We start from the raw sequence: 23510 nt of genomic DNA, 5'->3' as shown, positions 1-23510 counted from the left end.
CATTTGATGTTTGTTACCTCTTTTGTTCTGTACTTATGTTTGTGCACCTGAAAGCTGACGGCTCGGCTTGTGTTTTTCATTCGGGTTGAATCGCATTGCGGATGTACAAAGCGATGAAACCTACCTTGCTATGTTTTTCCCGAAGTTAACAAGAAGACCGTGCTTTATCTTTTCGCTGTCTGTCCTGACGCTGATGGTAAAACTGAACTGATATACGGTTATGTCAGTCAGAACATTGCCGAATGTTACACTGGCGGCTCTGTTTATTTCTCTTTCATAGTCTCGCAGGTCAGTGTTAAGTCTTGCTGTTGTATCTGCTAGTGCATATTCTCTTTCAATAATCATAATTTCTTCACTTATCATGTTAATGTGATTTAATCATCACTAATAATATGTTGTGAATTTAATTACGATTATTCGTCTGTTTGCTCCCGTAATGCATTATCTGATGAATAATGTTCATGTGGGGTAACGCTTCCATAAAGTCAGACTGTTCAATCAGCGAAATGAGTGCGTTATCGATTTTAAATGTTGTATCTGGTAATACCTCAACAAGCCTGATTCGGGACAGGGAGATAACGAACACGCCAGATAAAGCACATACGGCAAGATACCACTCCGCACGACTGCAAAGCAGGCGATAGGGGTGAACGGTATTACTGACGTTTTCGTCTGTTCTGATAAGCACCTGGGTCTGATTAAGTATGGAGAGAGTCAGTCTGCTGAAATCACCGAACAGCGTGGGTTTCTGGCGCGGTTCCGGGAGCATAATCCTGTAGGGTGAGGGGCGTTCCCCGTCAAAAGGCGGTAAACAGGTCGATATCCTCGACGGGGCCAAGGATTTCATTACTGAGGGCTGTCAGCGCGGAGGCAGGCAGGTAACGGAAATACCATAGCTTAGCGCCACTGGTAGATACCGTGAGGTACAGGCCTTGCGAGTCAGTGAGCTTGTAAGATTTTGCGAGAGGTTTCGCGGATCGGACTTTGCTGTCAGTTAACATGTGGGGGTCACTCCCGTTCATCGAACTGAATGACCCGCAATCTGACCCACAAATTCCCCGATACGAAGGGATAAATCAAAACGCATCGGAAAAGATTTTTACGCCAACTTATTGAATCACAACAACATAGGGATTGATAAGGAAGCATAGAAAAGGAAAGGTGGTGCCCGGACTCGGAATCGAACCAAGGACACGGGGATTTTCAATCCCTCGCTGTTCGCGTTGTGCGAGTTCAGGTCCCCTCACGGGTGAAACGAAAGTAAACTGCAGCCTAGTGATGTAAAACCGGATGTGTCGCTTCCAGCATAGTGAACTGTGCGGCCTTGCCTGCATTCCTCAGGGAGAGTGTGGCATAGAATCAGATTTTCATAACCTTTGATGCAACTATCGGCCTTGGTCGCAGACCTCTTTAATGCGCTTAATCACCATCTCTCTATACTCCTGATGTCCGCGCATCGCTCTCGGATGAGCTATTCTGAAACAGATCGCATTCCCTGCTTTAAACTCCCATAGCTTTCCTGAAATGACTGATGAAGTCTCATAGCCGCCTAACTCAGTAAGCAATTGTTTGATGATGTAGTCTGTTCGCCGGGCTCCGGATGCAAAGATAATGAAATCAGGCTCCAGATATCTAATTTGTGTAGCAAGCAGCTTCAGTGAGGCCGATATCACTTCCTGTACTTCATTCTCAGGACGTGTGAGTGGAGTCAGACGGTCGTAATCCCACGCCAGTAGGTTGGCGTATACGATTGCCTGAGGGGCAATGTTCAACTCATTAGCCAGTCGGAAATGATACTGTATGAAGCGACTACGTGATTTGAGATTAAGCGTCTCCGTCAGATGTTTCCTGTAACGAGTTATAGCTTCTTCAACTACCAGCTCTGTGGTGACATCAGGTATAAGTCCTAGGACTCGGGAAATGGTATTCTTCCCATTTAAGGTATTCCAACCCGCTGTTTCACGCCCAACCAGCATAACTTTTACGGTGGATCGCCAGTATTCATCGGAGGGAACGGGTAAAAATACGCCAGAGTATTTATCCTCCTGTAGGTTGAATGACCGGATGTTAAGCCCCTGCAGTATTTGTATATACGCTTTTACCAACGTTTCCATGTTTTACCTACTCCGAAATGAAAAGCCCCTCAGATATATATTATTTTCATGATATCAGTCCGATACATGAGGGTAACTATGAAAAATCCTTCCGTGATTTTTCCCTTTGTTCAGCAATAACGAGCCCCCGTCTACCGAACTTCCACGCAGGAATGCGATGCGGGTTGTCTTCTGTCTGCAACGTGTCTGGCAGGGTAACTCCGCCGACTTTAATATTATTAGACAAAATCAAACCCTCAATGATTTTAATGTTTTAATTGTTATGTTATAACATAACAAATGATGCGTGGGGAGATTATCGCGATGGGAGTTTAAAAGCGAAACATTCGTGTCGATGAATCATTCCAAAGCAGAACAGTAAAAATGCAAATCATTAGAGAGTGTGAAATATGGCTGACGTTGTAGCTCGACAGAAAGCAGATGCAAGACTACCTGTGACCGTACTATCCGGCTTTCTCGGCGCGGGAAAGACCACGTTACTTAACCATATTCTGAATAATCGCGCTGGCCGCCGCGTCGCGGTGATCGTCAACGACATGTCAGAAGTGAATATTGATGCTGCGTTGGTGAGGGAAGGCGGTGCCGAGCTTTCACGGACTGACGAGAAGCTGGTTGAGATGAGTAACGGCTGTATCTGTTGCACGCTGCGTGAAGATCTCCTGCTCGAGGTTAATCGGCTGGCGAAAGAGGGGCGTTTTGATCAGTTGGTCATTGAATCAACCGGTATCGCGGAACCGCTTCCGGTCGCGGAGACCTTCACGTTTGCGGGTGACGATGGGGAAAGCCTCTCTGAAGTGGCTCGGCTGGATACGATGGTGACCGTTGTCGACGGCTATAATTTCTTAAAAGATTACACGTCGGTGGACAGCATCCATTCACGCGGAGAATCGTTAGGAGAGGGTGACGAGCGCAGTGTTGTGGATTTACTGATTGACCAGATCGAGTTCTGCAATGTCATTATCCTCAATAAAACTGACCTTATTGATGCGGCGCAACAGCAAAAGCTGGTTGCGATTATTCGTTCACTTAATCCGGGCGCAAGAATACTTCATGCACAATTTGGTGCTGTGCCGTTGAACGAGGTGCTCGACACGGGATTGTTTGATTTCGACAAAGCGGCGCAGGCTCCTGGATGGTTGAAAGAGCTACGCGGCGAGCATACGCCTGAAACGGAGGAATATGGCATCACCAGTTTTGTTTTCCGCGCGCGTCGGCCGTTTCATCCTGCCCGTTTCGCGCAGGTCATGGAAAACTCGCTCACCGGAGTTGTCAGATCTAAAGGCTATTTTTGGTTGGCAAGCCGCCCGGAATATGCCGGATCGTGGTCTCAGGCAGGCGGCGTGGCGCGTCAGGGGCTGGCCGGTTCATGGTGGGTCAGCGCACCAAAAGAAAGGTGGCCGACAGATAGCGAATCGCTTGATTACATTCGTTCCATATGGGTGGATGGCGTGGGTGATGCACGGCAGGAACTGGTGTTTATCGGTATCGATATGGATGAATACGTGCTGCGGACCCGTCTGGAGGCTGCACTGCTGACGGACAAAGAAATGACAGAAGGTCTGGTGATGTGGCTAGATTATCCGGACCCGATAGAGCCTTGGTTTGCGTCATAACGTGTGGGTAATTTAGAAAAGGCCTGATTGCTCAGAGGGTGGAAGATTTATCGTCCCCGCGCGTGTTGAGGACGATAAGTTTTTCTATGAAAAAATAGTAGCTTGGTGCAGAAAAAACGGTATCACGGAATTCGAGATCCCGTTTATCGCACTTCCACTGCGTTAGCTTTCATAGCTAACCGCATGCGCTTCCGTCGGTGCGGGAAGCTCCCATTTCGTCAGCATACCTTGCAGCGTTTTGTTGCTCAATGTGGTGTCTCGTTTCCCGTTGCGGCGCAGCAATTCCTGACGCGGACGCTCCAGATAGACAATCTCCACTTCTGCGCCGTAGGCGTAGCACAGATCCAACGTGCGGGTGCGCATTTGCTGGCTCAGGTGTGTGGCGTTCCACACGAACGGTTCATGCGTTCGCAGCAGTGAGCGTGCTTTGTCGGTCGCCCAATGCACCGCTTTTCCTTCATTCTCACCGTGTTTCAGCCCCAGCTCTGTTCGCGCATCGTCGAAAGACACCACGGGTAAATCGTGCCGATGCGTCCGCACCCAGGTGTCTTTTCCCGAAGCAGGCAACCCGCACATCACGGTGACTTTCGACCCCGGTTCCTGAAACAGCGGATAGTCTGGATGAACATCGGCACCGCGAAAATAGCTCAGGCGTGTGTGGGCATCGACAAATGCTCTCGGCTGGCCGTAACAGCCTTCTTCCCGCGCCAGCTCGCGAAACAGCTCAATACTGTCGAGCACGCGTGATTGATCCTGACAGATGCGCCCGCGCATATCGGCTTCCGCCAGCGTTGCCAGCAGTGGAATGCTCAACTGCCAGGATAATTCGCGAATCGTAAAGATCGGCGACATCCGACGGCGCTCATCCTCAAGGCAGTAGAACGGCACCTGATGCACCGAAATTAAGCGGCAAATCGCTTCCCGAATCGCAAACGGAACGCCGGCATCCCACAGCAGCACCCGGGCGTCGATGGCGCCTTTGCGAGAATGCCCTGGCTGACCAATCTGACCCGTTACCGGGTCAATCACCGTCGTGCGGTACTTTGCAACGTCATGCAGCAACGCGGAAAAAAACAAGATTTCCTGCTGCTCGCGTGTAGCGTTCTGGTAATCAGGAAGCTGCAATAGCGACTCGACCACCATGATGGTGTGTGTCCAGACATCGCCTTCGCCGTGATAGCGCGGCTCCTGCGGCGTCTCTTTGGCGCGTTGAAGCACTGGGAACGCGTCCAGACAAGCAGCAAAATCTGGCTGCGCGCCAGAGGCGGGGACCAATCCCCTAATGGTATTCCAATCCATGATAATCATACTCCTTGCTTATCGGGCATCGAGGCGGCGAGCGCGTCCAAAGAACGCAGCGTATTCAGCCCCAGCATTTCCCAGGATACGGTTGGACAGGGCGCGTACAGATCAACGCCGTCAGCCAGCTGGTTCGGCAAAATCGGGCGTCGGGAATGATGCGAGCCGCTGTCCAAAATGGTCTGGATGAAGTCATGGCGTACCAGCTTGTAACGTGCCAGTACCTGTTCATCATCTTCAACCTTCAAATAAAGGCCTTCCGAACGGTCCGATTTATCGGTTTGCTGCCAGCACAGCGCGAGCGGCAAACCTTCACGCTGCACGGTGGATTCAAACGCGGTCTTCCAGTTCTGGCTTTTCGCCAGCGAACGGAACACCAGCTTCCACAGCAATGCCGGATTCGTTGGCATTTCCCCGGCGTAAAGTACCGGAACGGATAACACGGGCGAACCGGCCAGCATCGTGTGTCGGCGCGCCGTCGATAAAAAAATGCCGTCACGACGATCGTAAATATCAAATTCGTGAAAGTAGTGCGGCAACCGGTCGTAAAACACGGAATGCTTGCTGTACGCCCATTCGCCGTACATCACGAAACGGTCTTCCAGCAGCTCAAGAAAACGCATTTCGTGCGCGGTAGCCCAGAGCTTGAACTGGTTGAACTGCCGTTCCCGTGAGCCGCCAGCCAGATAGTGGCCGCGCGACTGAAGCAGGAGTTCCGCCGTTTCATTGAAGGACACGCCGCTGTTTGCGCCGTCGATCTTTTCTTCGATCACGACGTAACGGCCTGCCAGCGCTTTCAGTGCGATTTGGTCCGACGCATCGTCGCCAGACTGTAAACGCGAACCTTCCAGATGCGGGGTACGCGGATACTTTAATAACGGTATTGAATGTAAATACATGTTTTTCGCCTGCTGCGTTATTGGCGCAGCCAGGCCCATCTACGGTAAAAAAGAGGGCCGACGAACGTGTTCTGGCGCGAGTCAATAGCTGGCCGCTGGCATTCCAGAGGTCAGAGTCGCGGGGGAGGAAGCGGGAGGTTCGTTTTCTGCTCCGCACAATAGCGGGGAAAACAGGGAACTCGTACCGCAGCCAACGCTGGCGCAGACTGCGCCGAATCGAGGCTGCTTAATGCAGTCGTCGGCGGTTAGTGGGGGGCTGACGTACAGGGCACTTTATGGCTCCAAATGACACATGGGGGTGAGTAAACGGCGCGATTCTAGCGAAGGAACTCTCCGACAACAAGTTTTTGTATAAAAAATGCTATTCTTTCCTGTAGTTGTAGAATGCGTTGTCGCGTGTAAACGTGGTAAAAAGGCCAGAGGCTATCGACGTCAGCGTGATAAGAATAGCGAGTGGTCGGATAGGGGATGCACACAATGAAGAGTCGAGGAATATAATGAAAATCAGTGTGATAAAGAAAGGGATTGCGGGTCTTTTACTGGTACTGCCGTTGTACGGTGTTGCAGAGACAAAAGATCCAGATTTGTTCGTCGGCTATACCACGCAGGATCTTACCGATGCATTACCTGCGCAGCTGTTGAACATGATTCAGCGAGACAAAGTGGTCGATGCGGCAAACCACATGGTGCAGACCGAGTATGTTGACCCTACGACAGGCAATAAGGCGCTGGTTTCATTGTTCATGCTGCCGCCAGATAGAGATGGCAATGTACCTATTGCCTCCAAGCCCAGCGATCTGGATGCGGTGATTGCCAGTACCGAGAAAGAGATGCTGCGCCAGCGCATTAAGCCCGACCAACGTGCGGGAAACATTGACGGTGCGACGCCTTTTCGCTGCTTACAAACGATTCTGAATAATAAGGTCCTGCATTCGCTGTGCTCGACGCTGATTAAAGGACGCGTGCTGGAAGTGCAGGCGATCAACACGGTCGATAACATTCAGGATGAAGCCGGGCTGAATAAGGTCATCGGGCAACAGAATGAGTTTGTTATCGGAATGGGAAAAACGCTGCTGGCGCTCAAAAAGTAATCCGTACTGACGCAGCAGGTAAACGTCAGCGGTGACAGATCGCCGCGGTTTCTCATCAATATTCTTGAGCGAAGGCGAGCACCTTCGCTTTTTTTGCACCAAAAATCCCCCGGTTCTCCCTTGCCAGATTCTCAGCGTTCGTGCATAACTGCCGGTGCCAAAGGGCCGATGCCTGAAATCAGGCATGACGAAACGACACCGGATAAACGCTATGCTTTTGTTACTCGTTTTGGCTGTGATTGTAGTCGCCGTTTACGGCTGGTTAAAACAGCCGCAGTATGTATCACCAGAGGTCAAGCCCCAGCCGGAAAACCCACTCTTTCGCGATGGCGTGTTTCATAACCCAGTGGCTCGCCCGACGGTCGATAGCCAGAACCGATTCGCGCTGCTGTACCGCTTTCTTTTCGAAAAAGACGCTGGCGCGTTGCCAGATACCCGTTTGCCGTCGGAAAAGACCGATCTACACCAGTTGAGTAAAACGGATAACGTCATCATCTGGATGGGACACTCCAGCTATTTCATTCAACTGGAAGGGAAAACGTTCCTGCTGGATCCGGTATTTAGCGACAACGCTTCGCCGGTGCCGCGCACCAATGTCGCCTTCAAGGGCAGCAATGTGTATTCACCGGACGATGTTCCCACCATTGATTATCTGCTGATCACCCACGATCACTGGGATCATCTGGATTACCCCACGCTGAACGCGCTACGCGGGAAAATCCGCCGCATCGTCACGCCAACGGGCGTAGGTTCCTATTTTGTAAAATGGGGCTTCCCGCAGAAAGACATTACGGAAGGCGGCTGGTTCAGTTGTCTGAAAGAGAACGGAGTCGAAATCCATGTACTTCCGACACAGCATTTTTCCGGCCGACTCCTCAAGCATAATCAAACGCTGTGGGGCTCGTTTGCGCTGATCACGCAACAACATCGTCTGTATCTCGGCGGGGACAGCGGCTATGGCGCCCATTACAAAGTGATCGCCGAGCGTCTGGGCGGATTCGATATCGCGATACTGGAATGCGGACAATACGATCGGGATTGGCCCCATGTTCATATGACGCCGGAAGAGAGCGCGCAGGCGGCCAGCGATTTGCAGGCTAAAGCGGTATTACCGAGCCATAACAGCAAATTTAAGCTGGCGCACCACCGCTGGAACGATCCGCTGGAGCGCATTTCGCAGGCGAGTGAAAATCAAGACTGGCGACTGATGACGCCCCGCATTGGTGAACGCGTTCAGGTTGATAACCCGCAGCAGACGTTTAGTCAGTGGTGGTAGCAGGGCGGAACGAGAGTTAAGCTCATCCCTTCAACGTTCCTCACGTTGTTGAAGGGATGAGCGGCACACCATCAGCCAAATGTTTTCTCACTCAGACAGTCAATAAATGCCCGGAGTTTGGGAGACAGATCGCGACTGGCGGGCCAAAGAATCCACATTGGGCTGCTATTTTGAGTGAAGTCATCAAGGATGGTCTGTAATCGGCCATCGCGCAGGTATTTCGCGACGCTGAAATCTGGCAGGCAGGCAATGCCTTGGGCCTGTCGGGCCAGATGGATGCGCATTTCTATGCTGTTGCAGACCAGCGAGAGCGGAAGGTCGTAGGCGTTTTCCTCTGTTGTTGACGGGAGCGGCCACGGTTCGAGGCGGCCCGAGCTGGGAAAGCGGTAATGCAGACAGACATGTGTCTGCAGATCCACCGGACGTTGCGGCAGTCCGTATTCCTTAAAATATTCCGGCGCACCGACCAGAACGCGGCGGAACGTGCCCAACTGACGGCGCTTGAGCCCTGAATCTGCCAGCATTCCGGTGCGTATCGCGGCATCAAAACCATCACCAATGACATCCACTAAACGATCGGAGAAATCCAGATCCAGTTCTACTGCCGGATAGCGCTGCATAAAATCTGCGATGACAGGCTCGAACAGGCTGCTGTGTCTGGGCAGGCTGACGCGCAGTTTACCGTGTGGCGTCTCGCTGGCCTGCGTCATTTCCAGTTCAGCGGCTTCGACCTCGCTCAGAATGCGGCGGCAGCGCTCAAGGAACTTTTCACCTTCGGCGGTCAATGCCAGCGTTCGTGTGCTGCGATGAAAGAGGCGTACACCCAAGCGTGTTTCCAACCGTGCAACCGCTTTGCCGACAGAGGAGGGGGAAACCCCCAATTCGCGCGATACGACGGAGAACCCAAGCCGTTCCGCCACGCGCACAAAAATGCCAATACTGCCCAGTTTATCCATCATCACGCCGACCCATTTAAGACATTTTTGTCCGAAGTATTGATAACCTTATCCTATTTTTCTCGTTATGGCTTTGGCTTAAGCTGCAGGAAACGCCCGGTGACCTCTGTTGGTGTCTTTGGGCATCACGTTATTGCAGACGAGAACGATGACTTCACTTTCTTTTCCCTCCGCCCGAATCTGGCTTCAACTGTTGGCCGCTTGCCTCACCGGCTTATTGATTCCGCTGTGCTTCACTGGCCCGGCGGTCGTGCTACCGGCGATCAGTCAGGAGTTGGGCGGCAGCCCAGCGCAACTTAGCTGGACTATGAACGCTTACATCCTCAGCTATGGCGGCGCGATGATGGTATCGGGCAGCCTGACCGACATCTACGGGCGCAGGCGTATTTGGCTGATCGGGCTGGCTTGGTTTTGTGTTTTTACCTTTGCGATTCCGTTTTCCCCCAGCGTACTGTGGATCGATCTGCTGCGGTTGCTACAGGGGCTAGGCGGCGCGGCTGCTTTTGCCGCGGCGATGTCATCACTGGCTCCGCTTTTCGCTGGACGAGCCCGTGCGCGTGCTTTCAGCTTACTGGGCACTACCTTTGGCCTCGGGCTGGCTTTCGGCCCGCTGATATCAGGATGGATAGTTGAGGCCAGCAGTTGGCAGGGCGTCTTCTACGCTACGGGCATTGTGGGCCTGCTTGGCTTGGGGCTGGTCGCGATAAGCACTCGACAGGCGCATGAGACGAACTCTGGCACGATGGACTGGCCGGGCATGATCAGCTTCACGCTGGCTTTGGGGCTCTTCACCTACGGCATGCTGCTGGTACCTGAACAGGGATGGCGCAATCCGATGGTTATCGCCATGTTGCTCGCGTCAGTCGCCGTGTTTGCTGGTTTTGTGGTTATCGAACGGCGGGCAGCACAGCCGATGCTGGATTTGGGATTCTTCCGTTCTCCCGGATTTATTGGTGTACAGGTGCTGGCCGCCTCACCCGCCTTTCTCTTCATCGTGCTGATTGTGATGCTGCCAGGGCGCTTCATCGGCATTGATGGCCACAGCGCATTGCAGGCAGGGCAGATGATGGTGTGGCTGGCCGCTCCGCTGCTTGTGGTGCCATTTTTGGCGGCATTGCTGACGCGCTGGTTCACTCCCGGCTTGCTGTGCTGCGTCGGACTGTTTCTTGTGGCGGGCGGACTGATCGGGTTAGCGCATGGTTTTGCTCAGGGCGGTGAGTCGTTACCGTTGCCGCTGTTGCTGATTGGCATCGGTATCGGCCTGCCGTGGGGACTCATGGACGCGCTGGCTGTCAGCGTAGTGACGCCGGAACGGGTTGGTATGGCGACGGGGATTTTCAATACCGTGCGGGTATCCGCAGACGGTGTCGCTATCGCCATGATTAGCGCCTTGCTCGCCACGTTGATCCAAAATGGCATGGCGCTGGAGATAGGGGAATCGGTCTCACAGGTTGCACTTCTGGAAGCGGCCAGCCGCACCGCATTAGGAGAACTGCATACCGCCGCGTCGATCCTGCCCGACCATGAGGATCTGTTATTACAACACTATGCGGAGTCGTTCATCACTGTCATGTACGTATTGGCAGGAATCGCTGCACTGACGGCCTGCTCGGTATTCGTTTTGCTGCGTGAGCGGCCAGCGGGTGCGAGTACCAGCCAGCGGACGTAATATGGGTTTCATCACTCGGTTGTATTAATGAAATGACCCGTGTTGAGTGATAGGCATAATGGTTTCCATTCGTACAAATTTGCGGGTAAACGCTTTAATATCGATAAACTATCGCGATTAAGCTTTGTGAAAATCGATGGAAAACCCTTGTTGCTGCCAGTGAGAGAGTTGTTCACTCTGGCTACGAGACAACGCTTTGCCTGTCCACACTAAAATGTGTTGGCCAGGAAAGAGTTCTGGGCGAAGGGAGCTAAGTGGTTCCGCTAATACTTCAATGCTCCAGCCCTGTTGTGAAAGACGCCACGCTTCTAGCCACAAACGCGTGCGGTCATTGTTATCCCATGCAATAAGTAAAGCCTCTTTCCCTTGTTTTTTACGCGTCTCAGCAAGGCATAGGACAGCATACTCAATAAGAATGCCATCTAGCAGGCTAGACATAATCTGTGACGTATTTTGATCAAGGCTAAGGCGTTGACGCACTGGGATAAAAATATGATCGATGAGTGAGTCGGCAGAATGCTCTCGACTTATTGCCACGATCATGGCTCGCAGTTTGGCGGGGCGAACATGGCGCAATATGGTCATCATTTCTTCCTGAAGTGCTGACCAGCCATCATTGATGGAAACGCTCTTTTTTTCTAGCAGTGCTTTAACCTTACCAACAGGAACGCCACTTTCTACCCAACGCTTAATTTCTTCGATTCTCTGAATATCACTTTCATCAAACTGGCGATGCCCGCCTTCGCTGCGCTGCGGTTTCAGCAATCCATAGCGCCGTTGCCAGGCTCGCAGTGTTACGGGATTAATTCCACATCGTTCGGCTACATCACCAATACTATAAAAAGTCATTGACTCCCTCATGCTAAAAGCCGATCTGCTCACTGCTAAAACTAACTAATCATGACAAGTTGTACAAATTTTTTTTACTGTACAAGTATGGGAACCTGACGATTATCTCAATATCGTGCTTATTCTAAAAAACTGACTTTTTTTCTGGCCAGGCAATCGCTGGGATTGTGCCAATCTCTGGTTTGGCGAACAAATATCCTTGAAAAAGAGAGATTCCGGCAGACTCCAGCCACATCCACTCTTCAGGTTTCTCTATGCCTACGGCGGAAACCGAGATTTCAAGCGAGGTGCAACATTTGATAATGGCTTGAATGATGGCCTGCCGAGAGCCACTTTTATGTACGTCTTTGATCAGATCTCGGTTGATTTTGATCCTGTCAGGTTGAAACTGGGCAAGTAATAACAGCCCAGCAAAACCCGCACCAAAGTGGTCAATGGCTACACGAATGCCTGCCGCTTTCAAAAGCCTGACGGCGTCAGTAAATTCGTCAAAGCGCGAGATAACCTCACTTTCGGTAAATTCTATAATGATTTGTTCCGGTACAAGCCCGTTTGTCTGAATTTCCTGCAAGAGAAAGTTAACTGCCTGGGGGATCTTAACCAATGTCATCGGTCTAAGATTAACCGATAGACTCTGTTCCCCAAGCTGTAGCTCAGAGGCCATAGCAAATGCTATTTTTTTACTTCTGAGATCAGCCTCGTAGATTTCATCCTCTGTCAGCCCCTCGAAATAAGAGCGGGCTTGGTCGCCGGATGGTGTACGGATTAGTGCTTCCAGCGACACAATCTGTCGGGAAAGCGGGTCGATGATTGGCTGAAAAGCGAAACTACAGTCTGATGATTTATCGGTGAAAATAGTTTTTGGCTGAGCGGTATTCTCATCAAGAATGAAATCCCATGAGTCAGCAGGGGGGATTTCAAAGTAGTTCTCTTTTTCCCTGTCTTCAACAAACGTTCTGAAGAATTGAAGAGCACGGTCATCATAGGTTAACTGATATTTGGACGTGCCTTTGTCCAGTACATTCTGAAGCACTTCATTCCTGTCATATTTTCTTAAATCAAAGAGCTCCATCCCAGTCTTACCAAATCGCCGTGATGGCGCGTAGTCATACAAAAGCTCTACCACGTTATAGTGGCGATTGTCTTTGCAGATGTGGCGGTAGATAGGGATAACACTTTCTTCAGGACCTTCAAGTAATTGGAAGAAATGGGTGCCATTGAAAAGCAAAATGCCCGTTACATCAACGCGGCTATTTTTTTCATTTGCAGCAGCGACCATGTCTTCTAGTGTGTTAATCGGGATGTTGTCACAGATATGGCTACGGTAAATGATGGTCGTGAGCATGATAGTCCCGAGGCAAAAAATAAATGAACCAATACAGTAACAGATGCTTATCTACACGTCTTGTGAGGAATGCAGCTTGGCCAAAGAGATGCGATGTGTAATACCTTGACATCACAACGCTTTTCTGACGAATTGACATTCTATCTTAGTCCTTCTAGTCCCTTTAGAGAGCACGTACAAATTTTCAGGTTTTTCCAACTGTTTGTTTTTTGTAATTAATTGAATTTAAAGATTTTTATATGCAATCGCCATTTTTATTGATTTATTTGTACAATTTTAATGTACGGATCTTCTTTTTTTGTATAAGTTTAATGATAATTTCATTGATTACTAAAGATTAGAGGAGTGACATATGCATCAGAATGGTTACATTCCAGATACTGCTAATGCCATTACCCGGTATTTCAATAAAGCCACGCTACCTAGTCAGCAGGAAACATTAGGACACATTGTGGTTGAAATTTTAAGTGAAGGGAAAAGCCTGAGCCGTAAAGCCATTTGCAATAAACTGTTTCGTCGAGTTGAACAGGCTTGCGATGAAGAAGAGGAAAGACACTATTATACGTTAATCGGTCTGCTTTTTGACCGTTAAACGCGTTCGCTGACCGTAATAAATACCTTAAGCTCATGTTATTAAAGTCAATTCTGGCAAGGGGTGGTGAAAGTTTCGCAAGGGGGGCTAACCTTTCTGCCTGACACCTCCATCAGAGCACCTGACTAATGCCGCTTTACGTTCCGAATATTGCGGCACCAGAGACGCAGTTATGAAAAGTAGTAAAATTAATCAACTGATAGATGAGTTAATCGGAGAGGCTGTACTGTCTCTCCTCAGGGAACATTGTCCCATCAGCCTTCAAGCACTTATCGTGAAGCTGCAAGCAATGGAGTCTCATGAACCGAACGAAGGGCGACGAGAGACAATAGTACGAATTATTGCTGAAATTACTCACAATAATGGCACGTCTATGTATCTCAGCCCAACGAACGAGGTCGGTGAATGGGATGAAGATGAAATAGATAATGTCTATCCATTGTTTGGTGGCCGTCAACAAGGTAGTTCCGATAAAAAACACTGACAGTATCTAATGACAAATAAATGAATAACGGTGTGAATACATGAGTCAGACTACACTTAAAAAGCCAGAAAATTATGCAGATCTTCCTGATACGGTATTGTCTGAATATTTTCGTAATGCGGGCGATATGCTGGCAGATGAGTCCGCGATGCTTGGTGCGGTTATCCGTAGTATCCTCGCTAACGGCGAGACACTGAGCAATAAAACGATTATTCTGCGACTGATGGAATTACTTGAATCTACGAATGATGTGGTTGAGGGAGATGTTATTCGTAAGACGTTGGAAATTATCGTCGACCATACAACGGACGATATTTGAACATCCGCAGCATCAATAGACACTATGCTGCCAGCTACAGCCAGATAGATAGATATTGAGAGTGGCGACGATGCGCAGAGTAAAGTCGTAGTTGCTGATCCACTTGTACACATCCCTATGCGTATTTTTGACTGCGCTTCCATCTCACCTGAAACACCATGAAAAGAAAATCCACGCAACAGCGTGGATTTTATTAGGTTTTTCAGTCTTCACGAGATACATCGAGATCCCATGAGACAAAAAATTTTATTTAGACGTTGAACAGGAAGTTCATCACATCGCCATCTTTAACGATGTATTCCTTGCCTTCTGAACGCATTTTTCCGGCTTCTTTCGCGCCTTGTTCACCTTTGTAGGTGATGAAATCTTCAAAGGCGATAGTCTGGGCGCGGATGAAGCCTTTTTCGAAGTCGGTGTGAATCTTACCGGCGGCCTGCGGGGCGGTTGCACCGACAGGGATGGTCCATGCACGAACTTCTTTCACGCCAGCGGTGAAGTAAGTTTGCAGATCCAGCAGTTCATAGCCCGCACGGATTACGCGGTTCAGGCCCGGCTCTTCTAACCCTAGCTCAGCCATGAATTCTTCACGGTCAGCATCGTCCAGCTCGGCAATATCCGATTCAACAGCGGCGCAGACGGCCACAACGACAGAACCTTCAGCGGCGGCGATTTCGCGCACTTTATCGAGGTATGGATTGTTTTCGAAACCGTCTTCATTGACGTTAGCGATGTACATCGTTGGTTTCAGCGTCAGGAAGCTCAGGTAGCGGATAGCTGCTTTATCTTCATCGCTTAAATCCAGCGAGCGCAGCATGCCCGCGTTTTCCAACTGCGGTAAACATTTCTCCAGCGCGGCCAGCTCAGCTTTAGCATCTTTATCGCCGCCTTTGGCTCTCTTCTGCACGCGATGAATGGCGCGTTCACAGGTGTCGAGGTCAGACAGGGCTAATTCAGTGTTGATGACTTCGATATCATCAGCTGGATCAACTTTGTTGTTTACGTGGATGATGTTGTCGTTTTCGAAGCAGCGTACAACGTGGCCGATGGCTTCCGTTTCACGAATGTTGGTCAGGAACTGGTTACCCAAACCTTCACCTTTGGACGCGCCTTTTACCAGACCCGCGATATCAACAAATTCCATGGTGGTAGGGAGGATACGCTGTGGCTTAACGATCTCAGCCAGCTTGTCCAGACGTGGATCGGGCATTGGCACTACGCCAGTGTTCGGCTCGATGGTACAAAACGGGAAGTTGGCCGCTTCGATGCCGGCTTTGGTCAACGCATTGAACAGAGTGGATTTACCGACGTTAGGCAGCCCAACGATACCGCATTTGAATCCCATGTTTATATCACCTTAAATAACTTATTAATCAGGCAATTACTATCTCTTGCCTGTCAGAATGGAAATATTTCGGCCGATTATACACGGAATGGCGATTTATCTCGATCTGCCATCCGCATTCTGACCAGATTATGCCGCTTTGAAGGCATGCAAGCGGTTCATCGCTTTGATCATGTCTTCTTTCATCAGGATTTCTGTGCAGCGTACGGCTTCGTCAATGGCATCGTCGATCAGCGTCTGCTCGCTCGTCGGCGGTTTGCCCAGCACAAAACCGGTCACTTTGCTTTTATCGCCCGGATGGCCGATACCGATGCGTAAACGATGGAAGTTCGGGTTGTTACCCAATTTACTGATGATGTCTTTCAGACCATTATGGCCGCCGTGTCCGCCGCCCAGCTTAAGTTTGGCAATTCCCGGTAATAAATCCAGTTCATCGTGCGCAACCAGAATTTCATCAGGCTGAATGCGGTAGAAGGTGGCCATTGCCGCGACGGCCTTGCCGCTCAGGTTCATGAACGTGGTGGGAACCAGCAGACGTACATCTTGCCCAGCCAGATTCAGGCGGGAGGTGTAACCAAAAAATTTGCTTTCTTCTTTCAGCGGCTGACGGTAAGCGTCCGCCAGACGATCGACAAACCAGGCGCCCGCATTATGGCGGGTGGCGGCGTATTCAGCGCCGGGATTCGCCAGGCCGACAATTAATTTAATGCTGCTCACGGTATATTCCAGATTACGTGCTTAAACTGACGCAGGGTAGTGTGATAACGAAAGCGTTAGTTTACACACCGCATGAGGGATAGCCAAATATACCCGTCATACTTCAAGCTGCACGTGCGTTGGCAATACTCGCTCACCCCAGTCACTTACTGCTCTGTAAGCTCCTGGGGATTCACTGCGTTGCCGCCTTCTTGCAACTCGAATTATTTAGGGTATATCGGTGTTGGAATGTAAAAACATTGTTATTTGTTTAGTGGTGTGATTATTCGGATTTTTGTCTATTTATTTGTTTAAACGTAAAAAAATATTAATCATTCCCCTTATCTGTGATCCCTCCCGCAATCATCTAAGTACATTATTGTCTATAATTACATCAATAATACGACAGTAAACAGTAATGGCACTCCGATTCATCCACAGAATTAATCTGGAGGTGGCAGATGAAACGCAAGAACGTGACAGTACTAGGTAATATATTGATGGGTATCGGGATGATCATGATGATTGGCGGTATCGGTTTTTCTATTGCCAGCCAGTTCCCGAAACTGAATGTTCCTGAATATATGACTTACATTGATCTGGTCAGTATTTTTTCTGGCGCAATATTTTGGTTGGCGGGGGCGCGTATTAGCGGGCGTGAAGAAGTCGCGGATCGTTACTGGTGGGTTAAGCACTTTGATAAGCGTTGTCGCCGCCAGCGCCATCAATAACCGTTAATTGCCCATAAGTATTAATACGCTATAAGCATTAATGAAAATGAACAATAGAGCCGCTGTAGCCTCGCTATGGCGGTTTTTTGTTTTTTTATAGTGATAGGCAATTGGTGGCGATAAAAATAAGAAAGCCACCTTGTTACAGGTGGCTCCCTCATTATCGTTTTTGATCGATTATCCGATCAGCGGCGATTAATGTTCAAACATTGCAGAAATGGATTCTTCGTTGCTGATACGACGAATCGCTTCGGCCAACATACCGGACAGCGTCAGCGTACGAACATTCGGCAGTGAACGAATGTTTTCCGCCAGCGGAATGGTATCACAGACAATCACTTCATCAATTACAGAGTTCTTGATGTTCTCGTAAGCATTGCCTGAGAAGATCGGGTGTGTGGCATAAGCGAATACACGTTTAGCCCCACGTTCCTTCAGCGCTTCCGCCGCTTTGCACAGCGTGCCGCCGGTGTCGATCATATCGTCAACCAGCACACAGTCACGGCCAGCGACGTCACCGATGATGTGCATCACCTGAGAAACATTGGCACGTGGACGGCGCTTGTCGATGATCGCCATGTCGGTATCATTCAGCAGTTTAGCGATTGCGCGGGCACGCACAACGCCACCGATATCTGGAGAAACCACGATCGGGTTTTCCAGATTCTGTTGCAACATGTCTTCCAGCAGGATCGGGCTACCGAATACGTTATCTACTGGCACATCGAAGAAACCCTGAATCTGCTCAGCGTGCAGATCCACAGTCAGAACACGGTCAACACCCACGCTGGACAGGAAGTCAGCAACGACTTTCGCGGTGATTGGCACACGTGCGGAACGCACGCGACGATCCTGACGGGCATAGCCGAAGTAGGGGATAACGGCGGTAATACGTCCCGCGGAAGCGCGACGCAGAGCATCGACCATCACAACCAGTTCCATCAGGTTGTCATTGGTGGGTGCACAGGTGGACTGGATGATGAAAATATCACCACCGCGTACATTTTCATTGATTTGCACGCTGACTTCGCCATCGCTAAAACGACCGACAGCGGCGTCGCCAAGGCTAGTGTACAAACGGTTGGCAATACGTTGTGCTAGTTCCGGGATGGCGTTACCAGCAAAAAGCTTCATATCAGGCACGAGAAGAACCTCAGGCTTGCGTCCAGAGAAATATTGCACCTGCCAAGCAAGGAAGAACAACAGGTACAACATGCATACGGGTGTATGAATTAAGTTTGCTACAGACTGGCCGCATGGCAGCCGGTGTGTGGCAAAACCTAACGTTGCCCAGAAAGCGTACGGTGCAGCGGAGAGATATTAACACCTTTCGCGACGAAACCGTTTAACCATTCCGGGGCCTGGTCAAGCACCTGACGGGCTGCGAACTCGGTGTCAAACTCTGCAAACACACAAGCCCCCGTTCCAGTCAGGCGCGCCGGGGCATATTCTAGCAGCCATGAAAGTAGCTGTTCAACCTCACGAAAACGTTTTCTTGCGATAGCTTCACAATCATTGACGAAGGTCTGGTTTAATAAAGTTTCTAAATCACGAATTGGCGAATTCCGCGTCAACTCAGGATCGCTGAAAATCAACGGTGTGGCAATACTCACGCCAGGGTGAGCGACCAGATACCATTTTTCTGGCGGATTCGCGGGGGTTAACTGCTCGCCAATGCCTTCGGCAAAGGCAGAATGCCCACGAACAAAGACGGGAACATCGGCACCCAATTGCAGCCCCAGTTCGGCCAACGTATCCACACTCAGCCCGCTTTGCCACAAATGGTTGAGGGCAATCAAAACGGTCGCGGCATTGGATGAACCGCCGCCCAACCCGCCGCCCATCGGCAGGCATTTCTCAATGCTGATGTCTGCGCCGAACTGGGCAGGGCGAATATTGTAGCGTTCGCAGTGCTGCTGTAATAAGCGAGCGGCGCGGACGATCAGGTTTTGCTCGTTCGCTACACCGTCGACAGGAGTAAGCAGGTTAATCTGGTCGTCATCACGCGGCCGAATCGTCAGGGTGTCACCGTAATCCAGAAACTGGAATAGCGTTTGCAGCAGGTGATACCCGTCCTCTCTCTGACCGGTAATATAAAGAAACAGGTTCAGTTTGGCGGGGGCAGGCCATGTCTCGATAACCGTCGGTTGCATCGCTTATTTAACCATCCAGTTATTCATCTTCAGCTTAATACGCTGTTCACCCTGAACCAGCTCCAGGCTGGTTGGCAGCGGAGGCGTCAACTCGGTGTTGTAGCTCTGATAGCTGACATTCCAGTTTTGGTTGCCTTGACGGTAGGTGATGGTTTTCAGCAGATAGCGTTCATCCAGCGTGAATTCGGTGGCGTCACCTGGGATGCCGAGAATCCACTGGCGCAGATTGTTCAGTGGGATCGCCATACCGGTCAGTTGCTGAATCATGTATTCGGCATCTTTACCCACGTAACGCTTGCCCTGATTGTCGGTGATTTGCACGCCGTCAGGCTGGGCACGCAGTTCTAATTCGGTGCTGCCGAGCGGGTTGGTCAGCAGCAGTCGATAACGCTGTGGCGGTGTGTCCTGCCAGAAGAAATTGGCTGATACTCTTTTGCTATCGGAGATATAGGCAAAAGCGCCGCGCGTCTGGTATTGGCTGAGCTGCTGGACCTTTTGCTGATGCTGCTGCCACTCTGGCGAGGTGGTACTTTTACCCGTTTGGGTCGGTTGATTAATGCTACAGGCGGCAAGCAATACGCTGGCTAAAGGCAGTAAACGCAGGCATCGGACGGTTTTGGTTGGCATGTTGGTCGTATCCTGTAAATGAACGAAGTCCGTGAAATACGTCACGCTAACGGGCTTACCGCTCAGCGTCAATGATTGTTATTCGTTAATGCCGTTTATTGTTTTTTGTCAAAAAGTGACTACCTCAGACGAGGTGTATCGCGTGCTGTCGCTTTTCTTGCACTCCCGCATCAAGTAGAATGCGGTTCAGACGAAATCCATACTAAGACCGGTATTACTCAGAAACAGCCTAATGACCCTGCTTGCGCTTGGTATTAATCACAAAACCGCACCGGTTTCTCTGCGTGAACGTGTTGTGTTCTCACCAGATAAACTCGGCGTGGCCCTCGACAGTCTGCTACAGCAACCGCTGGTGCAGGGCGGCGTTGTGCTGTCTACCTGCAATCGTACGGAACTCTATCTTAGCGTTGACGAACAGGAAAACCAGCGTGAGCAGCTGATTCGCTGGCTGTGTGAATATCATCAATTGCGCCCAGAAGACGTCAACGGCAGTCTGTACTGGCATCAGGATAATGCCGCCGTTAGCCATTTGATGCGTGTTGCCAGCGGTCTGGATTCTCTGGTGTTAGGCGAACCGCAGATTTTGGGGCAGGTGAAGAAGGCGTTTGCCGAATCACAGCGTGGTCATTCCTTGTCCAGCGAACTGGAGCGGCTGTTCCAGAAATCCTTTACCGTTGCCAAACGGGTTCGTACGGAAACGGATATCGGTGCTAGTGCGGTGTCGGTGGCATTTGCCGCCTGTACGCTGGCGCGGCAGATTTTTGAATCACTGTCGGATGTCACGGTGCTGCTGGTCGGTGCCGGAGAAACCATTGAACTGGTCGCTCGCTATCTTCGTGAGCACAAAGTGCAGAAAATGGTGATCGCAAACCGCACCCGTGAACGCGCGCAGGCGCTGGCAACGGAAGTGGGCGCAGAAGTCATCACGCTGGCAGAGCTGGACGAACAGCTCGTTCAGGCTGATATCGTGATCAGTTCAACGGCAAGTACGCTGCCGATTATCGGAAAAGGGATGATGGAACGGACGCTGAAGGCGAGACGGAATCAGCCAATGCTGATGGTGGATATTGCGGTTCCGCGTGATATTGAGCCGGAAGTCGGCAAATTGCCGAACGTTTATCTCTACAGTGTGGACGATCTGCACGCGATCATTCAGCATAACCTCGCTCAGCGCAAAGCAGCGGCGGTGCAGGCTGAATCTATTGTTCAGCAGGAAAGCTCCGACTTCATGGCGTGGCTGCGTGCGCAGTCCGCGGTGGAGACCATTCGCGATTATCGCGCTCAGGCCGATGAATTGCGTGCGGAAATGACGGCCAAGGCGCTGGCTGCCATCCAACAAGGCAATGACGTTGAAGCGGTGATTCAGGAACTGACACACCGTTTGACCAACCGTCTGATTCACGCGCCGACCAAATCCCTTCAGCAAGCCGCTCGTGACGGCGACCAACACCGGTTACAAATTTTACGTGACAGCCTTGGGCTGGACTAGCATTCATCTCTATTACAGGATTTAACCGCCCGCATGAAGCCTTCTATTGTTGCTAAACTGGAAGCGTTACAAGAACGCCATGAAGAAGTCCAGGCGTTACTCGGTGAGCCCAGCGTCATCGCTGATATGGATCGCTTTCGCGCGCTGTCGCGAGAATATGCGCAGCTCACTGATATTACCCGCTGTTTCCAGCAATGGCAGCAGGCGCAAGAGGATCAGCAAACCGCAGAAATGATGCTGGACGATCCTGAAATGCGCGATATGGCGCAGGAAGAATTGAAAGAAGGGAAGGCGACGATTGACGCACTGGAGCAACAGCTTCAGGTACTGTTGTTGCCGAAAGATCCCGACGATGAGCGCGGCTGTTTTCTGGAAGTGCGCGCCGGAACGGGCGGTGACGAAGCCGCGATCTTTGCCGGCGACCTGTTCCGTATGTACAGTCGTTATGCTGAATCACGCCGCTGGCGCGTTGAGGTGGTAAGCGCCAGCGATGGCGAACATGGCGGCTATAAAGAAGTTATCGCCAAAATCTCCGGTGACGGCGTGTACGGCCAGCTCAAATTTGAATCCGGCGGTCATCGCGTTCAGCGCGTTCCCGCGACGGAATCGCAAGGGCGCATTCATACCTCAGCTTGTACGGTCGCGGTGATGGCGGAAGTGCCGGAAGCGGAGATGCCGGACATCAACCCGGCGGATTTACGTATCGATACCTTCCGCTCTTCTGGCGCGGGCGGTCAGCACGTTAACACCACCGATTCCGCTATCCGTATTACCCACTTACCAACCGGTATTGTCGTGGAGTGTCAGGACGAGCGTTCACAGCACAAAAACAAAGCCAAAGCGCTGTCGGTGTTGGGCGCGCGTATTCGTGCCGCAGAAGTGCAGAAACGTCAGCAGGAAGAAGCGTCAACGCGTCGTAACCTGCTCGGTAGCGGCGATCGTTCCGACCGTATCCGTACCTACAACTTCCCACAGGGAAGGGTGACCGATCACCGCATTAACCTGACGCTTTACCGGCTGGATGAAGTTATGGAAGGGAAGCTGGACACGCTGATTCAGCCAGTCGTGCAGGAATACCAGGCCGATCAGCTTGCTGCGTTGTCCGAGCAGGAATAATGACGTATCAGGATTGGTTAATCTCTGCCGCGGCGCAGCTCGCGGCAGGAGAAAGCCCGAAGCGAGATGCGGAAATTTTGCTGGGCTTTGTAACCGGCAAGCCCCGTACGTTCCTGCTGGCGTTTGGTGAAACTGAGCTGAACGCGGCTGAACAGCAGCAGTTAACTGAACTGCTGGCGCGCCGTGAACAGGGAGAACCTATCGCCTATTTGATCGGCATGCGCGAGTTCTGGTCACTGCCGCTGGCTGTGTCGCCCGCCACGCTGATTCCTCGGCCCGATACCGAATGTCTGGTCGAACAAGCCTTACTACGCCTGCCTCAAACGCCGTGTGCCATTCTGGATCTGGGCACGGGAACCGGTGCGATTGCACTGGCGCTGGCGAGTGAACGGCGTGATTGCCGGGTGACTGGCGTTGATGTTCAACCCGATGCCGTTGCGTTAGCGACAAAAAACGCCCAGCAATTGGGGCTCGACAATGCCCATTTCTTATCCGGAAGCTGGTATTCACCGCTTGATCACACGCGATTTGCGCTTATCGCCAGTAACCCACCGTATATCGATGAGGATGATGTGCACCTGTCGCAGGGCGATGTCCGTTTTGAGCCTGCCAGCGCGCTGATTGCCGCCGATAAAGGATTGGCGGATCTACGTACCATTATTGAATCCGCTCCGCATTATTTAGATTCCGGTGGCTGGCTGCTGCTGGAACACGGCTGGCAGCAGGCTGATGCGGTGCGTCAGCTCTTGCAGGCCCGAGGATTTACACAAATAGAAACCTGTCAGGACTATGGTGGCAATGACCGCGTGTCGTTAGGACGCTGGTCGGATGCCCCAATTTATTAGGAGCA

Annotated in this window: 24 protein-coding genes; 11 read left to right on the top strand and 13 right to left on the bottom strand. The window is 51.0% G+C overall.

The features are described from left to right. Positions 1-403: 403 nt before the first annotated feature. The 3 genes from NXT09_RS03840 to NXT09_RS03830 form a co-directional block, all read right to left on the bottom strand. Complete coding sequence (locus NXT09_RS03840) at positions 404-769, bottom strand: WYL domain-containing protein (protein WP_240346323.1); 366 nt, start codon at positions 767-769, stop codon at positions 404-406. 28 nt (positions 770-797) lie between these two features. After that, entirely contained in the window at positions 798-1001 is a 204-nt protein-coding gene (locus NXT09_RS03835; RefSeq protein WP_268578930.1) for an Arm DNA-binding domain-containing protein, read from the bottom strand. 384 nt (positions 1002-1385) lie between these two features. After that, entirely contained in the window at positions 1386-2114 is a 729-nt protein-coding gene (locus tag NXT09_RS03830) for a hypothetical protein (RefSeq protein WP_268578929.1), read from the bottom strand. Positions 2115-2503: 389 nt separating this feature from the next. On the opposite strand from NXT09_RS03830, the gene zigA reads away from it, so the two are divergent. Further along, positions 2504-3727: a zinc metallochaperone GTPase ZigA gene (gene zigA / locus NXT09_RS03825; RefSeq protein WP_268578928.1), complete on the top strand. Its 1224-nt coding sequence runs from the start codon at positions 2504-2506 to the stop codon at positions 3725-3727. A gap of 162 nt (positions 3728-3889) precedes the next feature. Here zigA and NXT09_RS03820 read toward each other — a convergent pair whose 3' ends face one another. After that, positions 3890-5035: an AAA family ATPase gene (locus tag NXT09_RS03820; RefSeq protein ID WP_306417443.1), complete on the bottom strand. Its 1146-nt coding sequence runs from the start codon at positions 5033-5035 to the stop codon at positions 3890-3892. Then, on the bottom strand, positions 5032-5925 hold the full coding sequence (locus NXT09_RS03815; RefSeq protein WP_268578926.1) for an RNA ligase family protein: 894 nt from the start codon (positions 5923-5925) through the stop codon (positions 5032-5034). The genes NXT09_RS03820 and NXT09_RS03815 overlap by 4 nt, the downstream gene beginning before the upstream one ends. 497 nt (positions 5926-6422) lie before the next feature. Here NXT09_RS03815 and NXT09_RS03810 point away from each other — a divergent pair, with 497 nt between their 5' ends. Together NXT09_RS03810 and NXT09_RS03805 are read left to right on the top strand one after the other, a co-directional pair. Next, a complete protein-coding gene (locus NXT09_RS03810; RefSeq protein ID WP_205550343.1) occupies positions 6423-7016 on the top strand; it encodes a hypothetical protein in 594 nt (197 codons plus the stop codon). Between the two features lie 211 nt (positions 7017-7227). Next, the gene (locus NXT09_RS03805) at positions 7228-8292 is read left to right on the top strand and encodes an MBL fold metallo-hydrolase (RefSeq protein WP_268578925.1); all 1065 of its coding nucleotides are present in this window, start codon (positions 7228-7230) and stop codon (positions 8290-8292) included. Between the two features lie 71 nt (positions 8293-8363). Here NXT09_RS03805 and NXT09_RS03800 read toward each other — a convergent pair whose 3' ends face one another. Next, complete coding sequence (locus tag NXT09_RS03800) at positions 8364-9251, bottom strand: LysR family transcriptional regulator (RefSeq protein WP_268578924.1); 888 nt, start codon at positions 9249-9251, stop codon at positions 8364-8366. 145 nt (positions 9252-9396) lie between these two features. Here NXT09_RS03800 and NXT09_RS03795 point away from each other — a divergent pair, with 145 nt between their 5' ends. Then, positions 9397-10917, top strand: a complete 1521-nt coding sequence (locus NXT09_RS03795; RefSeq protein WP_268578923.1) for an MFS transporter — start codon at positions 9397-9399, stop codon at positions 10915-10917. 117 nt (positions 10918-11034) lie between these two features. Here NXT09_RS03795 and NXT09_RS03790 read toward each other — a convergent pair whose 3' ends face one another. Both NXT09_RS03790 and NXT09_RS03785 read right to left on the bottom strand, forming a co-directional pair. Beyond that, the gene (locus NXT09_RS03790; protein ID WP_268578922.1) at positions 11035-11766 is read right to left on the bottom strand and encodes a MerR family transcriptional regulator; all 732 of its coding nucleotides are present in this window, start codon (positions 11764-11766) and stop codon (positions 11035-11037) included. Between the two features lie 124 nt (positions 11767-11890). After that, entirely contained in the window at positions 11891-13111 is a 1221-nt protein-coding gene (locus NXT09_RS03785; protein ID WP_268578921.1) for a diguanylate phosphodiesterase, read from the bottom strand. Positions 13112-13463: 352 nt separating this feature from the next. Here NXT09_RS03785 and ycgZ point away from each other — a divergent pair, with 352 nt between their 5' ends. From ycgZ to NXT09_RS03770, 3 genes are all read left to right on the top strand, one after another. Beyond that, positions 13464-13703: a regulatory protein YcgZ gene (ycgZ, locus tag NXT09_RS03780; RefSeq protein WP_240585388.1), complete on the top strand. Its 240-nt coding sequence runs from the start codon at positions 13464-13466 to the stop codon at positions 13701-13703. A gap of 172 nt (positions 13704-13875) precedes the next feature. Further along, entirely contained in the window at positions 13876-14187 is a 312-nt protein-coding gene (locus NXT09_RS03775; protein ID WP_205550357.1) for a hypothetical protein, read from the top strand. Between the two features lie 40 nt (positions 14188-14227). After that, positions 14228-14506 (top strand): biofilm development regulator YmgB/AriR family protein, encoded by a 279-nt coding sequence (locus NXT09_RS03770; RefSeq protein WP_205550359.1) that lies wholly within the window; start codon positions 14228-14230, stop codon positions 14504-14506. Between the two features lie 250 nt (positions 14507-14756). On the opposite strand, the gene ychF is transcribed toward NXT09_RS03770, so the two are convergent. Beyond that, entirely contained in the window at positions 14757-15848 is a 1092-nt protein-coding gene (gene ychF, locus NXT09_RS03765) for a redox-regulated ATPase YchF (RefSeq protein ID WP_039480662.1), read from the bottom strand. Between the two features lie 129 nt (positions 15849-15977). Then, a complete protein-coding gene (gene pth, locus NXT09_RS03760) occupies positions 15978-16565 on the bottom strand; it encodes an aminoacyl-tRNA hydrolase (protein WP_010274897.1) in 588 nt (195 codons plus the stop codon). Positions 16566-17005: 440 nt separating this feature from the next. Between pth and ychH the strand changes: the two genes are divergently transcribed. After that, positions 17006-17275: a stress-induced protein YchH gene (gene ychH / locus NXT09_RS03755; RefSeq protein WP_205550365.1), complete on the top strand. Its 270-nt coding sequence runs from the start codon at positions 17006-17008 to the stop codon at positions 17273-17275. Positions 17276-17470: 195 nt separating this feature from the next. Here ychH and prs read toward each other — a convergent pair whose 3' ends face one another. The 3 genes from prs to lolB form a co-directional block, all read right to left on the bottom strand. After that, the gene (prs, locus tag NXT09_RS03750) at positions 17471-18418 is read right to left on the bottom strand and encodes a ribose-phosphate diphosphokinase (RefSeq protein ID WP_010274915.1); all 948 of its coding nucleotides are present in this window, start codon (positions 18416-18418) and stop codon (positions 17471-17473) included. A 137-nt stretch (positions 18419-18555) separates the two neighbouring features. After that, the gene (gene ispE, locus NXT09_RS03745; RefSeq protein ID WP_268578920.1) at positions 18556-19428 is read right to left on the bottom strand and encodes a 4-(cytidine 5'-diphospho)-2-C-methyl-D-erythritol kinase; all 873 of its coding nucleotides are present in this window, start codon (positions 19426-19428) and stop codon (positions 18556-18558) included. Positions 19429-19431: 3 nt separating this feature from the next. Then, entirely contained in the window at positions 19432-20055 is a 624-nt protein-coding gene (gene lolB / locus NXT09_RS03740; protein ID WP_240585386.1) for a lipoprotein insertase outer membrane protein LolB, read from the bottom strand. 232 nt (positions 20056-20287) lie between these two features. Between lolB and hemA the strand changes: the two genes are divergently transcribed. From hemA to prmC, 3 genes are read left to right on the top strand one after another with little or no spacing between them, the layout of a single operon-like run. Next, the gene (hemA, locus tag NXT09_RS03735; RefSeq protein ID WP_268578919.1) at positions 20288-21544 is read left to right on the top strand and encodes a glutamyl-tRNA reductase; all 1257 of its coding nucleotides are present in this window, start codon (positions 20288-20290) and stop codon (positions 21542-21544) included. Between the two features lie 33 nt (positions 21545-21577). Further along, the gene (gene prfA, locus NXT09_RS03730) at positions 21578-22660 is read left to right on the top strand and encodes a peptide chain release factor 1 (protein WP_205550371.1); all 1083 of its coding nucleotides are present in this window, start codon (positions 21578-21580) and stop codon (positions 22658-22660) included. After that, a complete protein-coding gene (prmC, locus tag NXT09_RS03725; protein ID WP_268578918.1) occupies positions 22660-23505 on the top strand; it encodes a peptide chain release factor N(5)-glutamine methyltransferase in 846 nt (281 codons plus the stop codon). Before prfA ends, prmC begins: the two co-directional genes overlap by 1 nt. The last annotated feature ends 5 nt before the right edge of the window (positions 23506-23510 follow it).

Origin of the sequence: Pectobacterium jejuense, assembly GCF_026800125.1 — a bacterium.
GTDB lineage: Bacteria > Pseudomonadota > Gammaproteobacteria > Enterobacterales > Enterobacteriaceae > Pectobacterium > Pectobacterium jejuense.
This window is presented reverse-complemented; position numbering and strand designations above follow the sequence as displayed.

Excerpts from the sequence above, each read along its gene's own strand:
- NXT09_RS03840 (WP_240346323.1), bottom strand. The coding sequence starts at position 769 with ATGCTCCCGGAACCGCGCCAGAAACCCACGCTGTTCGGTGATTTCAGC.
- NXT09_RS03835 (WP_268578930.1), bottom strand. The coding sequence starts at position 1,001 with ATGTTAACTGACAGCAAAGTCCGATCCGCGAAACCTCTCGCAAAATCT.
- NXT09_RS03830 (WP_268578929.1), bottom strand. The coding sequence starts at position 2,114 with ATGGAAACGTTGGTAAAAGCGTATATACAAATACTGCAGGGGCTTAAC.
- zigA (WP_268578928.1), top strand. The coding sequence starts at position 2,504 with ATGGCTGACGTTGTAGCTCGACAGAAAGCAGATGCAAGACTACCTGTG.
- NXT09_RS03820 (WP_306417443.1), bottom strand. The coding sequence starts at position 5,035 with ATGATTATCATGGATTGGAATACCATTAGGGGATTGGTCCCCGCCTCT.
- NXT09_RS03815 (WP_268578926.1), bottom strand. The coding sequence starts at position 5,925 with ATGTATTTACATTCAATACCGTTATTAAAGTATCCGCGTACCCCGCAT.
- NXT09_RS03810 (WP_205550343.1), top strand. The coding sequence starts at position 6,423 with ATGAAAATCAGTGTGATAAAGAAAGGGATTGCGGGTCTTTTACTGGTA.
- NXT09_RS03805 (WP_268578925.1), top strand. The coding sequence starts at position 7,228 with ATGCTTTTGTTACTCGTTTTGGCTGTGATTGTAGTCGCCGTTTACGGC.
- NXT09_RS03800 (WP_268578924.1), bottom strand. The coding sequence starts at position 9,251 with ATGATGGATAAACTGGGCAGTATTGGCATTTTTGTGCGCGTGGCGGAA.
- NXT09_RS03795 (WP_268578923.1), top strand. The coding sequence starts at position 9,397 with ATGACTTCACTTTCTTTTCCCTCCGCCCGAATCTGGCTTCAACTGTTG.
- NXT09_RS03790 (WP_268578922.1), bottom strand. The coding sequence starts at position 11,766 with ATGACTTTTTATAGTATTGGTGATGTAGCCGAACGATGTGGAATTAAT.
- NXT09_RS03785 (WP_268578921.1), bottom strand. The coding sequence starts at position 13,111 with ATGCTCACGACCATCATTTACCGTAGCCATATCTGTGACAACATCCCG.
- ycgZ (WP_240585388.1), top strand. The coding sequence starts at position 13,464 with ATGCATCAGAATGGTTACATTCCAGATACTGCTAATGCCATTACCCGG.
- NXT09_RS03775 (WP_205550357.1), top strand. The coding sequence starts at position 13,876 with ATGAAAAGTAGTAAAATTAATCAACTGATAGATGAGTTAATCGGAGAG.
- NXT09_RS03770 (WP_205550359.1), top strand. The coding sequence starts at position 14,228 with ATGAGTCAGACTACACTTAAAAAGCCAGAAAATTATGCAGATCTTCCT.
- ychF (WP_039480662.1), bottom strand. The coding sequence starts at position 15,848 with ATGGGATTCAAATGCGGTATCGTTGGGCTGCCTAACGTCGGTAAATCC.
- ychH (WP_205550365.1), top strand. The coding sequence starts at position 17,006 with ATGAAACGCAAGAACGTGACAGTACTAGGTAATATATTGATGGGTATC.
- ispE (WP_268578920.1), bottom strand. The coding sequence starts at position 19,428 with ATGCAACCGACGGTTATCGAGACATGGCCTGCCCCCGCCAAACTGAAC.
- lolB (WP_240585386.1), bottom strand. The coding sequence starts at position 20,055 with ATGCCAACCAAAACCGTCCGATGCCTGCGTTTACTGCCTTTAGCCAGC.
- hemA (WP_268578919.1), top strand. The coding sequence starts at position 20,288 with ATGACCCTGCTTGCGCTTGGTATTAATCACAAAACCGCACCGGTTTCT.
- prfA (WP_205550371.1), top strand. The coding sequence starts at position 21,578 with ATGAAGCCTTCTATTGTTGCTAAACTGGAAGCGTTACAAGAACGCCAT.
- prmC (WP_268578918.1), top strand. The coding sequence starts at position 22,660 with ATGACGTATCAGGATTGGTTAATCTCTGCCGCGGCGCAGCTCGCGGCA.